Raw genomic sequence first — 15,977 nt, forward strand, 5'->3', positions numbered from 1 at the left:
GAAAATGGGGTGATTATGCGCTATTTCTTAGTAGCATTACTGTTAGTAATATTTGGCTATGCGTTAGCATTGGTTTTACAAAATCCAGCTGAACTGCCTGTGGACTTATTGTTTACCCAAGTTCCTGCAATGCGTTTAGGCTTATTGTTATTACTAACCTTAGTACTCGGTGTTGTACTTGGACTATTGGTTGGTGTGCAGATTTTCCGTGTATTTCAAAATGCTTGGGAAATTAAGAGATTGCGCAAAGACATTGACCATTTACGTAAAGAGCAAATTCAAAGTGCTCAATTGGCAGCCGCTGAGGCAGCAGCAAGTGTACGCCATGAAAAAACAGTGATGGATGTATACGCACAAGATAAAAAACTTTAAATCATTATAATGCTATAGATCCTCAATCATTTAAAATAATGAAAGATTGAGGATCTCATTATTTTAACTAATCATACATTATATCTGCATTAAAGAAGATTAAGGCTTTGTGCAGCTCTTGATTATCCTTATAATAAGCCATCTTGTTGTGATGGAAAGAACCCCTTGAGTATTATTGTTGCCTTAGATGCTAAAAGCCAATATGACGCACTAAAAATTGCTGATCAATTGGATCCATCACTTTGTCGGGTAAAGGTGGGTAAAGAGCTATTTACTCATGAAGGATCAAGTATAGTCAAAGCTTTGCATGATCGTAAATTTGAAGTATTTTTAGATTTAAAATTTCATGATATTCCAAATACTACAGCACAAGCTGTATGTGCTGCTGGCGACATGGGCGTATGGATGGTGAATGTTCATGCTTCTGGTGGTCGTAAAATGATGGAAACTTGTGTAGAGCGTTTAAAGGCTGGTAATTATAATACACAGTTGATCGCGGTTACTGTTTTAACTTCTATGGGGCGTGAAGACTTACGTGATATTGGCTTAGATATTGAGCCTTTTGAACAAGTTCAACGTTTAGCTCAACTGACTAAAGACAGTGGTTTGGATGGTGTAGTGTGTTCTGCACAAGAAGCAAAAATGTTGCGTGAAACATTAGGAAAAGATTTTTCTTTAGTGACACCCGGCATTCGACCAGCAGGTTCTAATGCAGATGATCAAAAGCGTATTGTAACGCCTAAACAAGCGATGCTTGATGGCTCTACGCATTTAGTGATTGGTCGCCCAATTACTCAATCAGAAAATCCAAGCCAAACTTTAAAAGATATTTTGGCAACATTGTAATGTACTAAATATTTAAATCACGATTCAATGTGGATCGTGATTTAAAATCTATAAAAATTAAATTTGATTACTTTTTTCTAAATTACATTTTCGACATAAAATCTGTAAATTATTTTCTGAGTTAGAACCACCTTTAGAAAATGGAATAATATGATCAAATTCTAAATAAGCACTTGAACTACATTGTACGCATTTGCCTTGGCATTTTTGCCATACTGCATTTTTAATATTTTGTGGAATATGTCGGGTGTTACCTGAACTTTGTGAAAAGTCTAACTGTCGATGAAATCTTTTAATTGCGTATTCAATATAAGCTTCAACAATATTTGAATCTTTGCCAATATGATATTTACCTGAACCTTTTTTGGTTTTTGCTATAATTTCAATATATTCAGAAAGAATTTCAACAGCAATAATATTTGAAATAAGAAGCTCAAAAGCTGTACTTGCTTTAAATATAATCCGCTCACTCGTAATAAATAAGTCACCAACAACATATTCTTTTTTGGTTACTTGAATACCTACTTTCTTTTGATGTAGATAAACAAACTCAGAATTTTTGACAATAATTTCGGTGGTTTGAATTGTATTTACTTGACCTTGTTTAATTTGTGTAATCTGTTTCGCTATGGAAATTGTATTATTAATTTGCTTGAGAAGTGTTGGTTCAGGATGTAGAAATTGGCATAATTTTTTAATCAATAATTCATTTTCATGTGAAATAGTGCCATCAAAAATAAGAGAAGCAAGTGTAAAATTAAAGAAATCTTCGATAGCATTTTTGGCGCGTTGTACTAACTCTTTACTATTTAATTGGTGCAGTGTGGCAAATTGTGTCAATTTTTCTATTTCTTGATTGCTCAGTATGCCATCCGCTAAAGCAGTTTTGAGCATATTAACAAACTTAACTTCATTGGCTTGGCGTAGCATGATTAAGGCTTGTTCTAAAGTATTTTGTGGTACCTGTAGAAACTGTGCCCATTCTATGATTTGTTGTTTTGATTTATGTTGCGAGACTTGTAATAAAAAGCTTTTAATTTCTTGTTCAGAATAGTTCAAAGCATCAGCTAAAGTAATATTTTTATCTGTACAAAATTCAATAAGTTGTTGTTGGTTTTGTGGGCTGATATCGTGCGTTGCAAAAATTGGTAGGAGTTGTTTTTGAAACTCTTTTATATGTTTTCTTTTTTCTAAGGCTTTGAGTGGAGCGCTAAAAATGTCTTTTAAAATATGACTTGTAGTTGCTTGCTCGGATGAAGTATTTGGTAGTTCTACATGTGCTGGGGGAGTCGGGTCAATATGAGTCGGTTGTTCATCTGCAATTTCAACACCAAAATGCTCAGCTAGAGGCTTAAGTCCACCATTAAAGCCTTGTGCGATCATTTTAAATTTCCAGAGTTCTTTATAACGGTAAAATTCTCCTAAAATAAGTGCAACTTCACGATGATTTTGTCCAATAATTTTAGCCTGTGCTAAAGTTTGTTGTTGATTTTTCACTTTTAAAAGGAGATGAGAGATATTTGAAAAATTTAATTGTTCATTTGCTAGTGTTGCACAAATTGCAATTCTATGGATTTGTGCATCAATTTTATGTAACTGTAGATGAAATGAAATAATGGATTTTTGTTCTAAATAGATGGAATGATTTTGATTATTTAATTGCCCATAAAAAATCATATCATCATCGCCACGTACTTTGTTCGTTTGTGCAGCGAGGCTATAAGCGCTGAAATCTAAGGCTGTTGAGTCAATGCCGAAAACTTGAATTTCTAATGTTAATGCAGTCGTAGGAACTATCGTGTTAGCACCTGCAATTAAATCCACTTATTTTTCTCCTTTAAATGAAAGTACTTATTTAGTTTTTGTTTTGTGATTACACGCTACAAATAAGCAAATAATTTATAAAAAACTCATCAAAATCATAATGACATAAATATAATACGATTACTATCGAGATTATTTGTCAAAATAAAAAGGAAAAATAATGACTAAAAATAAATCTATTTTTATTGTTTTGCTGTTAATGTTAGTGCTTATACCTGTGTGCCAAGAATTGTATAAACAAAGAATTTATAATCAGGCGATGAAGGAGTTTTGTGTGCAGTCACATTTGCGTCAATCGATGAATGAGATCTTAATGATCATTGCTCAACATGAGATGCTTAAGGTTTATAAACACACTGCGAATAAAATGATCATTTTTCCCAAAAAGCCTAGTTTAGATACTGCGCTTTGTCAGTTAGAGATTAAAGAAAATCGAGTGATCAATATTCGTTATTCTCTAGCTGAATATGAGCGCGAAGACTTATAACGCTGCTAAAATACTCACAGCAATAGGCGCAAGTATAGATAACACAAAGCCACTTACCATTGCATGAGGAATAAATTCATTGCCACATGCCTGTTTAACCATAGGTAACGTCACATCCATTGCTGTTGCTCCTGCGGTTGAGATTGCAGAGCGTGGATAGCGCCAGCCGATGATATACATCGCTAAAATAGCAAAAATTTCCCTAAATAAGTCATTCATTAGTGCAATGCTGCCAAGATGTGCATTTTTCAGCTCAGTAACGACAATACCTGTCATAGAGTAAAAGCCATATCCTTGAGAAAGCATGATTAAGTCTTTGAGATTAATGTTGTTGATGAGTAATGAGCATACAACTGCACCAATAATTGAACCAATAATACAGCCAATAGGTACTAACATAATCTTCCAATTGAGCCATGAGCGATCAAGAGGAGAATAGGCTAAATCTAAACCAATCAGTATCATAAAAATTAATAACAAATACCATGAACTAATGTGTAATTGATAATCAAATGCTGAAAATAACTCAGATAATCCATAGCCAAATGCGATCGCAATAAAAGCATAACTAATATTAATTAGAGAACCAATGAGTAGTTCACTAGATACACGACCTTGAGTCGGTTGAAAGCCAATTAATTTAAATAAAATATAACAACAGATAAATGCACCAGCAGAAGTTGCTAAAGAAATGGTAATAGCATCACTGAGAATTTGTGCAGGTTGAGCAATAGTATGCAAGGTTTGAGCAAACTCAATGGCAATCGCAACCAGTAAGATATAAGTAAAATAAGGCAACACTTTGAAAGCTATTTTTTCGAGCCACTGAGGTAAGCGTCGCGCTAAAATAAAGCCTAAAAATAAGCAAAATAAAAGTTGAAAGATAAGCCAAAGAGATTGCATAAAAATGGGTAAATAATCAGTATTTACCCATTATAGCCAAAGTTTTATGCAGCACGTGAATTTTTGTTTGACATTTGTTTTTTACCTAAGAGTAAATAATCTGCTGGATTTGCAGTTCGAGTTTGCATCCAAAATTTCCATGTATACGTTGGCCAAAGTGAGAAGTTTTTTCCACCATCTTGTTGATACCAACTAACACAGCCTGACTGCCAAACTGTACCTTTGAGCTGCGCTTGTACTTGATCATTAAATTGGTCTTGCACTTCTGGTTTAATGACAATCGCTTGGGTCTTGGTTTTGTTGACAAGGTGAATAAGCTGTAAAATATAATTGACCTGAGATTCAATCATAAAAATAACAGAATTATGCCCAAGTACTGTATTTGGTCCTAACAATTGAAATAAGTTAGGAAAGTTTTTAGTGGTCACACCATAATAGCTTTCTGCACCATCTTTCCATGCATCTTTGAGTTCAATGCCATTTAAACCGTAACATTCAAATGATTTTAGATAAATACGTGGGTCAGTAATAAAGCCTGTGCCATAAATTAAACAATCAATTTGGCGTTCTTGACCATTTTTCATGATGATACTGTTTTCAGTAAGCTCTTGAATGGCATCAGTCATTAATTCCACGTTTTCACGATTAAAAGTTGGAAAATATTTATTGGAAATCAAGATGCGTTTACATCCCATCACATAGTCAGGAGTCAATTTTTTAGCAATAGATTTATCTTTCACTTGGAATTTAATAAAAGCTTCCGCTAGTTTTTGACCATATTTCATAATCTTGGGTTGTACAATAGGAACAACACGAGACTCATTTGACCAATACAAACGTGCACGATGTAGTTTTCTAAACCATTCAAAACGTTTAAATAAATGTTTATCTAATGCATTATAAGCGCGTTCGTCGCGTGGAATAACCCATGCAGCAGTACGTTGTAAAACGTAAAGATTTTTAACTTTTGCAGCAATTTCTGGAATGTATTGAATGGCACTGCCACCTGTTCCAATAGATGCAACATTCTTTTGATTAAGGTTATATTTGTGGTTCCATTGTGAGGAGTGAAAAACTTCACCTTTAAACTTTTCAATACCTTTAATTTTTGGAATTTGTGGTACATGTAAAGGACCAGAGGCAAAAATAACAAATTGTGCTTCTATTTTTTGCCCATTGTTTAATACTAAATGCCAATGACCTTGTTGTTCATTATATGTGGTTGAAATAACTTCTTGCTTAAACTGAATATATTTTTTAAGTTCATATTCTTTAATAAGGTCCTGAATATAATCAAAAATCTCAGGTGCTTCAGCATAGCGTTTAGACCAATCTTTTTTAGGTGCAAAAGAGAGCGAGTACATATGAGATTGGACATCACAGGCAGCACCAGGATATTGGTTTTCACGCCATGTGCCACCAACATCATCGGCTTTTTCTAAAATAATAAAGTCATGGATATTGGCTTGTAATAGACGAATAGCCATAGCTAAGCCGCCAAAACCTGCACCAATAATCGCAATTTGAGTTTTTTGAGTGGGTTCATGATTCGCGTTTGTTGCACACATATTTTAAAACCTATTCTTTTGATTTTAGTTGAGCTTAACTGAATTTCAAAAAAACAGACATGATTCAACAAACAAAAAAATTGATCAAATCGGCAATTTAAAAAAGTTCAAGAATATAGTAAAAAACAAACAGTGAAAAATATTGTAGATATGATGAAAAGATCAATACTCGGCTTAATGTATTTAATTCAAGGTATGCGTAATGCAGGTATTGATGTGGATGAACGCCTTGCGAGTATTGGAATTCAATCCGATGCTCTAGATCCAAGTTCAATTATTCATCCGAGCTTAGAGTGGGATATTCAAAAAATTATTGGTCAAGGTGTACAGCCTGAAACAGGATTGTTTATTGGGCAGCATTATGCTCTTGCGGGTTATGGTCCATTATTAATGTTATTAGTAACATGTAATAGTATTGGTGATGCAATCAAAAATGGTATTCGATTTCAGGGCTTAACGCATTTATATGGAGTTTTAGATACCATTGAAAATGAACATCAGGTCGCTTTAAGTTATCAGCCCGTTGATCTAAAATCTGAAATGGGGCTTTTACGTGCCCAATGTGAAATTTCAGGAACTTATAAATTTTTGCAAGATATTTATAAAATGATGGGTTTAATTGTTCCTGATTTACGTGTTGAGTTACCATTTAAACAACCAGAAGATCCTGAAACATTACAAGAGTTTTATCATTACTATGGCTCAAATTTGCATTTTGATTGTCCATCGGCTGCATTTTGGTTGGATAAATATGTTATAGATGTCAAAATTTCATCCGCTGACCCAATAACGCATCGTGTTTATGAGGTGAAATGTATAGAGGAGATTCAACGTTTAAGTGCAGTTGAACATCAGGTTCCAGTGTTAATTCAACGTGTAAATGATTATTTAGAGTTACAGCAAGGTGTTATGCCAACGATGGCAGAAACTGCACAGGCTTTAAATTTACCAGAGCGTACTTTACGTCATCAACTGCAACAATTAAACACCAGTTACAAAATGATTCGTGAGCAATTAATCAAACATAAAGCATTGCGTCTGATTGAATATAAAGAATATTCAATAGAAATGATTGCTGAATTGTTGGGATATTCTGAGCCTGCGGCATTTAATCATGCATTTAAACGTTGGTTTGGGCAAAGTCCACGCCAATATGGCAAATAGCCTAAGTTTACGTATAGCAAGAATGAATTAATGACAAAGTCTTATTTATCAAATTCTAATTTTCGCTATACTTCCATTAGCCCCTAAAAGTATTAAAGTAATATGTTAGACAAAAAAACAGCACACAGCACCGCATTTACGCCTTTATCTCCTGCGGAACGTTACGCTCAGGCTTTATCATCTGGGCAGTTTTTACCCGATGAAGCACAGGCGCAAGCAGTGCATGAGCTAGATCGTGTTTGGCAAGAGTTACTAAGCCGTTATAAAGCTTCTAAAAAGGCTTTTCGTCGCTTTCGTCGTCAAACAGCACCAAAAGGGGTGTATATGTGGGGCGGTGTGGGACGTGGTAAAACATGGCTAATGGATCAGTTTTTTGAATCAATTCCATTTCGTCGAAAAACACGTATGCATTTTCATCACTTTATGCAGTTTGTACATAAAGAGTTAAATAAACTTTCTGGTCAGCGTAATCCACTCGATTTAGTTGCAGATCAAATTTACAAAGATGCAGTGGTGATTTGTTTTGATGAGTTTTTTGTGTCGAATGTAACAGATGCAATGATTCTCAGTGATTTGTTTCAAAAGCTATTTACACGTGGCATCACATTGATTGCAACATCAAATATTGCACCTGATGGTTTATATAAAAATGGTATTCATCGCGATCGTTTTATTCCAACGATTGAAATGGTGAAGAAAAATTGTGTCATTTTAAATGTTGATGCAGGGGTAGATTATCGTTTACGTGTATTAAAACAAGCGCAATTGTTTAAGTCACCTTTAAATGATGAAAATAAAACATGGATGGCTGAACGCTTTAATGCTTTAGTATTGTCACAAACCATCTCTAAAGATTCGATCATCATCAATAACCGTGAAGTCGAAACGCTTGGACATACAGAAGATGTTTTGTGGTGTGAATTCCGTGAGCTTTGTATGAAACCACGTAGTCCATCTGACTTTATTGAAATTGCCAATATTTATAATACAGTTTTGGTTAGTAATGTGCCGCATTTGGATGATAATTTATCGGAAGGTACGCGCCGTTTCATTTATCTAGTCGATGAATTTTATGATCGTGGGGTGAAATTATTATTGACTTCTACGGACTCTATTATTGAGATTTATGAAGGCGAAAAGCTTGCTTTTGAAATAGAACGTACCCGTTCACGTTTGTTAGAAATGCAGTCAGATGAGTACTTGCAGTCTGCACATCGACAGATTCAGGCAAAAGAGTTACAAGTTGAATAAGATTAAAAAGAGCACTCGAAAGAGTGCTTTTTTATGGAAATGTGAAATGATTATTTACAGGCTTTTGTCGACATTCTTTGTTTTTCATGGCTTAATCAAAGACGAGAAAAAGTATATAGACATTAAAATGATCAAATAAATGACCTTTTGGCACTTAAGTCTAATTTCGACATTTTAAAAACTTTATACACTGTGGAAAGGGTATTCAAATTGTTGATGTTATTTGCATCTTAAAACTGTATTTAATTGAATGATGTTGGTATGTATTCAAATTAAAATGCTTACTATTTAGGAATGTGATATTACTATTCAGCAAAGTATAAATAGGTATACTAAGAATCTCTTGTTATAAAAAGTAGCAATATCAGGAAAGACAATGACTGCACGTATTCAAAAAGGCAAGTTAGCGATTGCTAAAGAACTCTACGATTTTATCGAAAATGAAGCTTTACCAGGCTCTGGTTTAGACAGTGAAAAATACTGGAAAGATTTTGAGCAAGTTGTTGTCGATCTTAGTCCAAAAAATAAAGCACTATTGGCTAAGCGTGACGATATTCAAGCTAAAATTGATCAATGGCACCGCGACAATAAATTTGAACTCGAAGCTTACAAAGCTTTCCTTACAGAAATTGGCTACTTATTACCAGAAGTAGAAGATTTCCAAATCACGACAGAAAATGTCGATGAAGAAATTGCATTACTCGCAGGTGCACAATTGGTTGTACCAGTACGTAATGCACGTTACTGCTTAAACGCTGCCAATGCGCGTTGGGGTTCTTTATACGATGCACTTTACGGTTTTGACGTGATCTCAGAAGAAGATGGCGCAGAAAAAGGTAAAGGCTATAACCCAGTTCGTGGCGACAAAGTTATTGCATTTGCAAAAAACTTCTTAAATGAAACTTTCCCACTCGCAACGGGTTCACATACAGATGTGACTAAATATGCAGTGGACGGCAATAAACTTGTTGTGAGCCTAAAAGATGGTACTACAACAACTTTAGCAAAAGAATCACAATTTGTTGGTTTCAATGGTGAGCCATCTGCTCCAAATGAAATTGTACTTTTAAATAATGGCTTACACGTTATTATTGAAGTTGATGCAACAAGCCCAATCGGTAAAACTGATGCGGCAGGTGTCAAAGATCTGGTACTCGAAGCTGCTGTTACAACCATTCAAGATTTAGAAGACTCAATCGCTGCGGTTGATGCTGAAGAAAAAGTAGAAGGCTACCGTAACTGGCTAGGCTTGATGAAAGGTACTTTAGAAGAATCAATCGAGAAAAATGGCAAAACGGTTACTCGTACATTAAATAAAGACCGTACGCATAAAAACTTGATTGGCGGTGAAACTAAGCTTCACGGTCGTTCTTTAATGCTTCTTCGTAACGTAGGTCATTTAATGACGAATCCTGCGATCCTTGTAGATGGTGCTGAAATCTACGAAGGCATCATGGATGCATTAATTACACCATTATTGACTTTCGCTGACATTAAAGGTGAAAACGAGAACAAGAACTCACGTAAAGGTTCTATGTATATCGTAAAACCAAAAATGCATGGTCCTGAAGAAGTTGCTTTTGCGGTTGAGTTATTTGAACGTGCTGAACAAGCATTGGGTTTACCTGCAAAAACGTTAAAAATCGGAATTATGGACGAAGAGCGCCGTACTTCTGTAAACTTGAAAAACTGTATCGCGCAAGCAAAAGATCGTACGATCTTTATTAATACAGGTTTCATGGATCGTACAGGTGACGAAATCCATACATTTATGGAAGCAGGTCCATTCGTTCGTAAAGGCGAAGTGAAAGGTCAAATCTGGTTCCCTGCGTATGAAAACCGTAACGTGATGATCGGTCTTCAAGCTGGTTTACGTGGTAAAGCACAGATTGGTAAAGGTATGTGGCCTAAGCCAGATATGCTTTTAGACATGTACAAAACTAAAATTGAGCATCCTGAAGCTGGCGCAAGCTGTGCATGGGTTCCATCACCATCTGGTGCAGTCATTCATGCAATTCATTATCACCAATGTAATGTTTCAACTCGTCAACAAGAGTTATTGAAAACTGAGCCATTATCTTTAGATGATTTGTTGACTCCGCCTCTAGCAACAGACACAAATTGGACTGATGAAGAGAAAACCAAAGAACTTGAAAATAACTTACAAGGTATTTTGGGTTATGTTGTTCGTTGGGTTGACTTAGGTGTAGGTTGTTCAAAAGTTCTTGATATTAACAACGTTGGTTTGATGGAAGACCGTGCGACACTTCGTATTTCTTCTCAACACGTTGCTAACTGGTTACGTCATGGTATTGTGACTAAAGAACAAGTTGAAGAAGTATTTAAGCGTATGGCGAAGATCGTGGATGAGCAAAATGCAAACGATCCGCTTTATACACCAATGGCACCAAGCTTCGATGGTTTTGCTTATCAAGCAGCTTATGACTTAGTGTTTAAAGGTGCTGAGCAGCCATCAGGTTATACTGAGCCATTGCTTCATGCTTACCGCTTGAAATTGAAAGGTTATACAGGTGACTAATCTGTAAGCGATAAAAAAACCCTGACTTGTCAGGGTTTTTTATTTGAGCGCAATAACATATTTAGGGTTTAGACTTAGATAAAGTACAAATTTGCACTTATAGAAATCTTAAAAATTTATTTCACCATACCCAAAATAGCTGTTTGTGTTTTACATACTTCAGTCGCTTCTTCTTTACTCATTTTATTGACTTCATCTTCAAAAGCCTTTTTCTGATTTTTGATTGCTTCTTCAGATATACCACTGGTTTTTGCCATTTTTTCAATGTGTTGCCATGATTCTTCACATTCTTTTGGCATTTTATTGCTGCTGCATCCACTTAGAATAATACTAATCGCTGTCAGTGCTAAAAAGATTTTTTTCATTGTTAATTCTCGATTTAAGCTTCAAATACATGAATATTTTGTTATGCGTTTATGATGTTAACAGCACTTTTAGAAGATGTCTTGTTATAAAATGCAGCGAAATATTAAAAAAGGCATTCATGAGAATGCCTTTTTGTATCATCCGTGACTATTGAATAGGTGGATGTTGAAGTTCGTTTAGCTCTTTACGACTGAAGCCTCGAGATATGAGAACTTTTTTAATACCCAAAATAGTATCTTCATCTTTCGCTTTAGATAAAGCCAAAAGAAGCTGATCATTGGATTTACAAGAGCAATCATTTTCCACGCAAGCAATTTGATTTTTATGCTCATTTTGCTGCGCATCTTTTGTAAACAGCTTTTGCCAAAAACTCATAGAGCCTTCTAATGCAACCAAACATAGCTTGAAATATAGAGGGTTTAAAATAAAATACAAGCTATGCTAAGGTCTAGCTTGAATAAAAAAACACGAATTTTAACGATTATAAATTAAAAATTTAACGGAATGATGACAGCTTTTTTATGATTAAAAAATTAAGCTATTGATAAGCAATATGAATATTGTTGTTTATAAAATAGGCTACATGAATGTAGCCTAGCTTAACTTTGAAATAAATTGTTTAAAACTTTTCGAGCAAGACCCCAGATTCGACATGATGTGTATATGGAAATTGGTCAAATAATGCAAATTTTTGAATTTTATGTGTTTGTGTTAAAACTTCTAAATTTTCAAATAATGTATCTGGATTACATGAAATATAAAGAATACTTTCAAACCCTTGCAGTAGTTTTAACGTCTCTAAATCAATGCCTGCGCGTGGAGGATCAACAAATACAGTTTCAAATTGATAACTCGAAATATCGATTTCAGCTTCTTGTAAACGACGGAATTCACGTTCACCTTGATAAGCTTGGGTAAACTCTTCAGCAGAAAGGCGAGCGACTTGAATATTATCAATTTGGTTCTGCTCAATATTCCACTGTGCAGCATAAACGGATGATTTTGCTAATTCTGTTGCAAGTACACGATTAAAATGTAGCGATAATGGAAGTGTAAAATTACCATTGCCACAATAAAGTTCTAATAAGTCTTGTTGCGAGTTTTCTACAGCATTGCAAGCCCATTGCAACATTTTTTGGCAGACTTGGGCATTGGGCTGAGTGAAACTACTTTCAATTTGTTTGTATTTAAATTTTCGGTCAAATACTTGTAATTCTTCTACAACAAACTCATCACTTAAAATAACCTTTTGACCACGACTACGCCCAACAATTTTGATTTTAAGCTTGTCAGCAAGTTGCTTGGCTAAAGTTTCCCATTCTTCATGAAGTGGGGCACGATAAACCAATGACACCAGCATTTCACCATTGAGCGTTGCAAGAAAATGAACCTCGAAAAGGCGTTTTGATAAAAGCTCATGCGCTTTAAGTTCTGCCAATAAAATCGGCATTAAATCATTAATACTTTGATCAGCAATTGGAAATTCATCAATTCTGACAACAACTTTTTGCTGATCTGCATCACGTTCAAACATGGCGTAGAACATATCATCTTCAGTATGCCAAATTCTAAACTCTGCACGCATACGGAAATTTTTTTCAGGAGAAGCAAAAACTTCCAATTCAGGTGGATTAAATTTGCTAAATTGATTGTGAATACGCTCAATTTTGGCATCGAGCTGAAGCTGATAAGTTGAAGTCATAAAAGTAAAGGATACAAGTTTAAAGCAGATAGAATGGTAACAAAGATTAGCCAAATTAGCTGCAATAAACTGAGTTTAGCTGAATGAAAAGCTATCTTTTTGTTAAATGTTCAACTAAATAATCAATAAAGACACGCACCGCAGGTAATAAGCCACGTCTAGAAGGATAAACAGCATGAAAAATTCCTTGAGGAACTTTCCAATTTGGTAATACTCTGACCAATTCGCCAGAACGAACATAATCTTGAACAACTGAGTCAGGCAATAAAACTACACCACAGTTTTGACTCGCAAGTTTAGCTAACATCATGAGGTCTGAACCCATGACAATAGGTGTAACTTTCACTTTTTTCTGATGATTATTCTCATCATATAAAACAATTTGCTGTTCTGAATGCTCATCAATCATGCTTAAAATACGATGCTCTGATAAATCTTCTGGACTTTTTAAGGAACTAAATTCATTTAAATAAGCTTGACTTGCAAATAAATGTTGCTCAATACGTTCAAATTTTCTCAATACAAGATTTGGATCATCATCAAGATTGTCGCGTACACGTAAAGCAAGATCAATCCCTTCATTGATGATATCTACGCGACGATTGCTGACCAATAATTGAATTTTGATTTCAGGATATTCTTTTAAAAACTGCGGTAAAATACGAGAAATTTCATTCTGTGCAATTGAAACAGGTACACTGACTTTGATTAAGCCACGTGGTTGCGCACTTAAGTGGTCAACCAGATCATGCGCAGATTGGGCAGCATTCATCATGACTTGAGCATAACGATAAATATTCATCCCGATTTCAGTGACAGCAAAATGTCGAGAACTACGTTGAATCAGTCTAACTTTTAAATTTTCTTCTAAATTATAAACACGACGACTTAGTTTTGATTTTGGAATATCAGTTGCACGTTCTGCTGCACTAAATCCGCCATGCTCAACAACTAAAGCAAAACAATAAAAATCATCTAAATCGGTGAGCATGTGTTTTCCAAAATTGCAGTAATTATATATTCTAAAAGAATTTAGCTGATGAATGTCAACAACTAAACTGTTTGTGATTGATTGGGTAGATTAAGTGCTTTTTTTAATAAAGCTTCAATATTTTTCACATTAAAATTTAGCTATTTTGCAGTATTTCATAGACTTTTTTATATTCCTCTAAACGTTGCAAGTCTCGTTGAGTGGGTTGAGGAATACGTGTTAAGTCCATATTGTCCATCACATCGGCAAGTTTAACAATTTTTGCAATTGGGTTTTTCGCTGCACGATAAGCAGCTTGGATACGTGTTTCTCCAGATTTTTTAGTTAATGCTAGAATGGCATCGATTGTATCTTGGTTGAACCCGAGTGAAATTAAATCGACAATGGTTGTATCAGTATCTTCTAAAATATCATGTAAAACAGCAACGATTTGCTGCTGAGGATGATGGACTTTGAGCATTAAACGTAATGGATGAAAAATATAAGGTTGACCACCTTTATCAAGTTGACCTGTATGCTTTTTTGCAGCAAGCGCAATAGCTTTCTCAATTGTTGACATAACATCCTTATGTATTGATTTAAATTAAGTAAAAGTCCGTAGACTATTCGAAATTTTTTTGAACTCGTTTAAACTATAATTTTATTGTGTGCTTTTAAAAATGACTTTTCAATTGATTGACGTAAATAATTCTGGACAAAATGTAACATGCCCTCATTGTCAGCATGCTGTATTAGACTGGTCGCAAGAGCAATATATTCAGCCTTGTGAGCATACTTTATTTATTGCAATGGATTTAGGTTTTGAATTTATCTCTGATGCTTTTGAACAGACGATGCCTCGTAGTGTAGATGAAATTCATGCACATGATGAGCAGGGACTTCATATATTGAATGAATTAACACAAGCTACATTTAAAGATTATCAAATTTATAAAATGGATTTAGGTGTTGAAGGTTTATATCGCTACATTGGTTTTAGTCAGGTTGCCTTGTAAGGTTATTTTTACTGAATTATTTTTAAATAAAACTAAATAATCATATAAAAGGTCAATTAATTTTTTTGTATTTTTATAATGGAAAATTATTATTTTTATGCAAATGAGACAAAATGACCTAATACATGATTGATGAAGACAGCTTGTTCAATGGAGTTCTGCTTAAAATATGTGTGCAAATTATAAGCCTGCAACCTTACAACAAATTCATGATTTAGGATTGCCAAAAATTCCTTTTGAATATCAGGAGGAGGTTTATCCAAGTTTTCAGACACCTTTATTATTTAAGTCAGATACAGGTTTAGAGTGGCGTCTAGTCAATTTTGGATTGATTCCTAAATGGGCAGAAAATCGTGATATTGCAAAGCACACTTATAATGCACGCAATGAAACATTGCTTGAAAAAGCAAGTTTTCGTGATTCATTACTAAAAGCAAAATTAGGTTTAATTGCTGTGACTGAATTTTATGAAGCTAAATATATTCATGGAAAAGCACAGCGTTGGGGCGTGCGACGTAAAGATGGTCAGGCATTTTTTATTGCAGCATTGTATGAAATTACCAAGCTAAATGAAGAAGTTATCCGTTCAACTTGTATGATTACAATGGATGCAATTGATTATTGTTGAATTAAATTATTGATATTTCTACTTATGTTTTTGTTTATTGTTATTATTACTCACTATGTTACTCACATTTATTTTTATTGTAAAAAAAGATCGCTGAATGCGACCTTTCTTGATACTTATTTTTATGCATCTAATGTAGAAATATTAGCATTATCCGAATTAACAATACATCCCAAAACATAACTATTTAGCCAATAGTTTTTACGACCATCTTTATAAGGTTGTTGAATACGACCGTCATTAATGCGGGCATATATTTCCTTTTCAGAAATATTCATGCGTAAAGCAAATTCAGCAGTAGATACGCGTCTTTCAGTATTTGTTAGATCAATAGTAATACT

General features: G+C 34.5%; 16 protein-coding genes and 1 pseudogene. 8 read left to right on the forward strand and 9 right to left on the reverse strand.

Annotated features, from left to right (window positions below; genetic code table 11):
• Positions 1-15 precede the first annotated feature (15 nt).
• The gene (locus C9E89_RS17950; RefSeq protein ID WP_107009706.1) at positions 16-372 is read left to right on the forward strand and encodes a lipopolysaccharide assembly protein LapA domain-containing protein; all 357 of its coding nucleotides are present in this window, start codon (positions 16-18) and stop codon (positions 370-372) included.
• A gap of 165 nt (positions 373-537) precedes the next feature.
• Entirely contained in the window at positions 538-1,218 is a 681-nt protein-coding gene (gene pyrF / locus C9E89_RS17955) for an orotidine-5'-phosphate decarboxylase (protein ID WP_107009707.1), read from the forward strand.
• Between the two features lie 57 nt (positions 1,219-1,275).
• Here the strand turns inward: pyrF and C9E89_RS17960 are convergent, their stop codons facing one another.
• Positions 1,276-3,042, reverse strand: coding sequence for a TerD family protein (locus tag C9E89_RS17960; protein WP_107009708.1), 1,767 nt, complete (start codon positions 3,040-3,042; stop codon positions 1,276-1,278).
• Between the two features lie 160 nt (positions 3,043-3,202).
• Between C9E89_RS17960 and C9E89_RS17965 the strand changes: the two genes are divergently transcribed.
• Complete coding sequence (locus C9E89_RS17965) at positions 3,203-3,529, forward strand: hypothetical protein (RefSeq protein WP_107009709.1); 327 nt, start codon at positions 3,203-3,205, stop codon at positions 3,527-3,529.
• On the opposite strand, the gene C9E89_RS17970 is transcribed toward C9E89_RS17965, so the two are convergent.
• Both C9E89_RS17970 and C9E89_RS17975 read right to left on the reverse strand, forming a co-directional pair.
• A complete protein-coding gene (locus tag C9E89_RS17970; RefSeq protein ID WP_107009710.1) occupies positions 3,524-4,432 on the reverse strand; it encodes a lysine exporter LysO family protein in 909 nt (302 codons plus the stop codon). The two genes, C9E89_RS17965 and C9E89_RS17970, sit on opposite strands and share 6 nt — an antisense overlap.
• Positions 4,433-4,476: 44 nt before the next feature.
• A complete protein-coding gene (locus C9E89_RS17975; RefSeq protein ID WP_107009711.1) occupies positions 4,477-6,000 on the reverse strand; it encodes a flavin-containing monooxygenase in 1,524 nt (507 codons plus the stop codon).
• Between the two features lie 153 nt (positions 6,001-6,153).
• Between C9E89_RS17975 and C9E89_RS17980 the strand changes: the two genes are divergently transcribed.
• The 3 genes from C9E89_RS17980 (at position 6,154) to C9E89_RS17990 (ending at position 10,954) form a co-directional block, all read left to right on the forward strand.
• A complete protein-coding gene (locus C9E89_RS17980; RefSeq protein ID WP_107009712.1) occupies positions 6,154-7,164 on the forward strand; it encodes a helix-turn-helix domain-containing protein in 1,011 nt (336 codons plus the stop codon).
• Between the two features lie 102 nt (positions 7,165-7,266).
• Entirely contained in the window at positions 7,267-8,415 is a 1,149-nt protein-coding gene (gene zapE, locus C9E89_RS17985) for a cell division protein ZapE (RefSeq protein WP_107009713.1), read from the forward strand.
• 376 nt (positions 8,416-8,791) lie between these two features.
• A complete protein-coding gene (locus C9E89_RS17990) occupies positions 8,792-10,954 on the forward strand; it encodes a malate synthase G (protein WP_107009714.1) in 2,163 nt (720 codons plus the stop codon).
• 116 nt (positions 10,955-11,070) lie between these two features.
• Here C9E89_RS17990 and C9E89_RS17995 read toward each other — a convergent pair whose 3' ends face one another.
• The 5 genes from C9E89_RS17995 to C9E89_RS18015 form a co-directional block, all read right to left on the reverse strand.
• Entirely contained in the window at positions 11,071-11,319 is a 249-nt protein-coding gene (locus tag C9E89_RS17995) for a putative periplasmic lipoprotein (RefSeq protein ID WP_107009715.1), read from the reverse strand.
• A 148-nt stretch (positions 11,320-11,467) separates the two neighbouring features.
• A complete protein-coding gene (locus tag C9E89_RS18000) occupies positions 11,468-11,695 on the reverse strand; it encodes a hypothetical protein (RefSeq protein WP_107009716.1) in 228 nt (75 codons plus the stop codon).
• A 244-nt stretch (positions 11,696-11,939) separates the two neighbouring features.
• A complete protein-coding gene (trmA, locus tag C9E89_RS18005; RefSeq protein WP_107009717.1) occupies positions 11,940-13,022 on the reverse strand; it encodes a tRNA (uridine(54)-C5)-methyltransferase TrmA in 1,083 nt (360 codons plus the stop codon).
• 91 nt (positions 13,023-13,113) lie between these two features.
• On the reverse strand, positions 13,114-14,013 hold the full coding sequence (locus C9E89_RS18010) for a LysR family transcriptional regulator (protein ID WP_107009718.1): 900 nt from the start codon (positions 14,011-14,013) through the stop codon (positions 13,114-13,116).
• A gap of 136 nt (positions 14,014-14,149) precedes the next feature.
• Positions 14,150-14,572 (reverse strand): guanosine-3',5'-bis(diphosphate) 3'-pyrophosphohydrolase, encoded by a 423-nt coding sequence (locus tag C9E89_RS18015; protein WP_107009719.1) that lies wholly within the window; start codon positions 14,570-14,572, stop codon positions 14,150-14,152.
• A gap of 100 nt (positions 14,573-14,672) precedes the next feature.
• On the opposite strand from C9E89_RS18015, the gene C9E89_RS18020 reads away from it, so the two are divergent.
• Positions 14,673-15,008, forward strand: coding sequence for a hypothetical protein (locus C9E89_RS18020; protein WP_107009720.1), 336 nt, complete (start codon positions 14,673-14,675; stop codon positions 15,006-15,008).
• A gap of 169 nt (positions 15,009-15,177) precedes the next feature.
• A pseudogene (locus C9E89_RS18025) lies at positions 15,178-15,630 on the forward strand (SOS response-associated peptidase family protein); the annotation flags it as partial.
• Positions 15,631-15,758: 128 nt separating this feature from the next.
• Here C9E89_RS18025 and C9E89_RS18030 read toward each other — a convergent pair.
• Positions 15,759-15,974 carry a hypothetical protein gene (locus C9E89_RS18030; protein ID WP_107009724.1) on the reverse strand — a complete coding sequence of 72 codons (216 nt, stop codon included), beginning with the start codon at positions 15,972-15,974 and terminating at the stop codon, positions 15,759-15,761.
• Positions 15,975-15,977 lie beyond the last annotated feature (3 nt).

The sequence above is a fragment of the Acinetobacter sichuanensis genome, assembly GCF_003024515.2.
Taxonomy (GTDB): Bacteria; Pseudomonadota; Gammaproteobacteria; order Pseudomonadales; family Moraxellaceae; genus Acinetobacter; species Acinetobacter sichuanensis.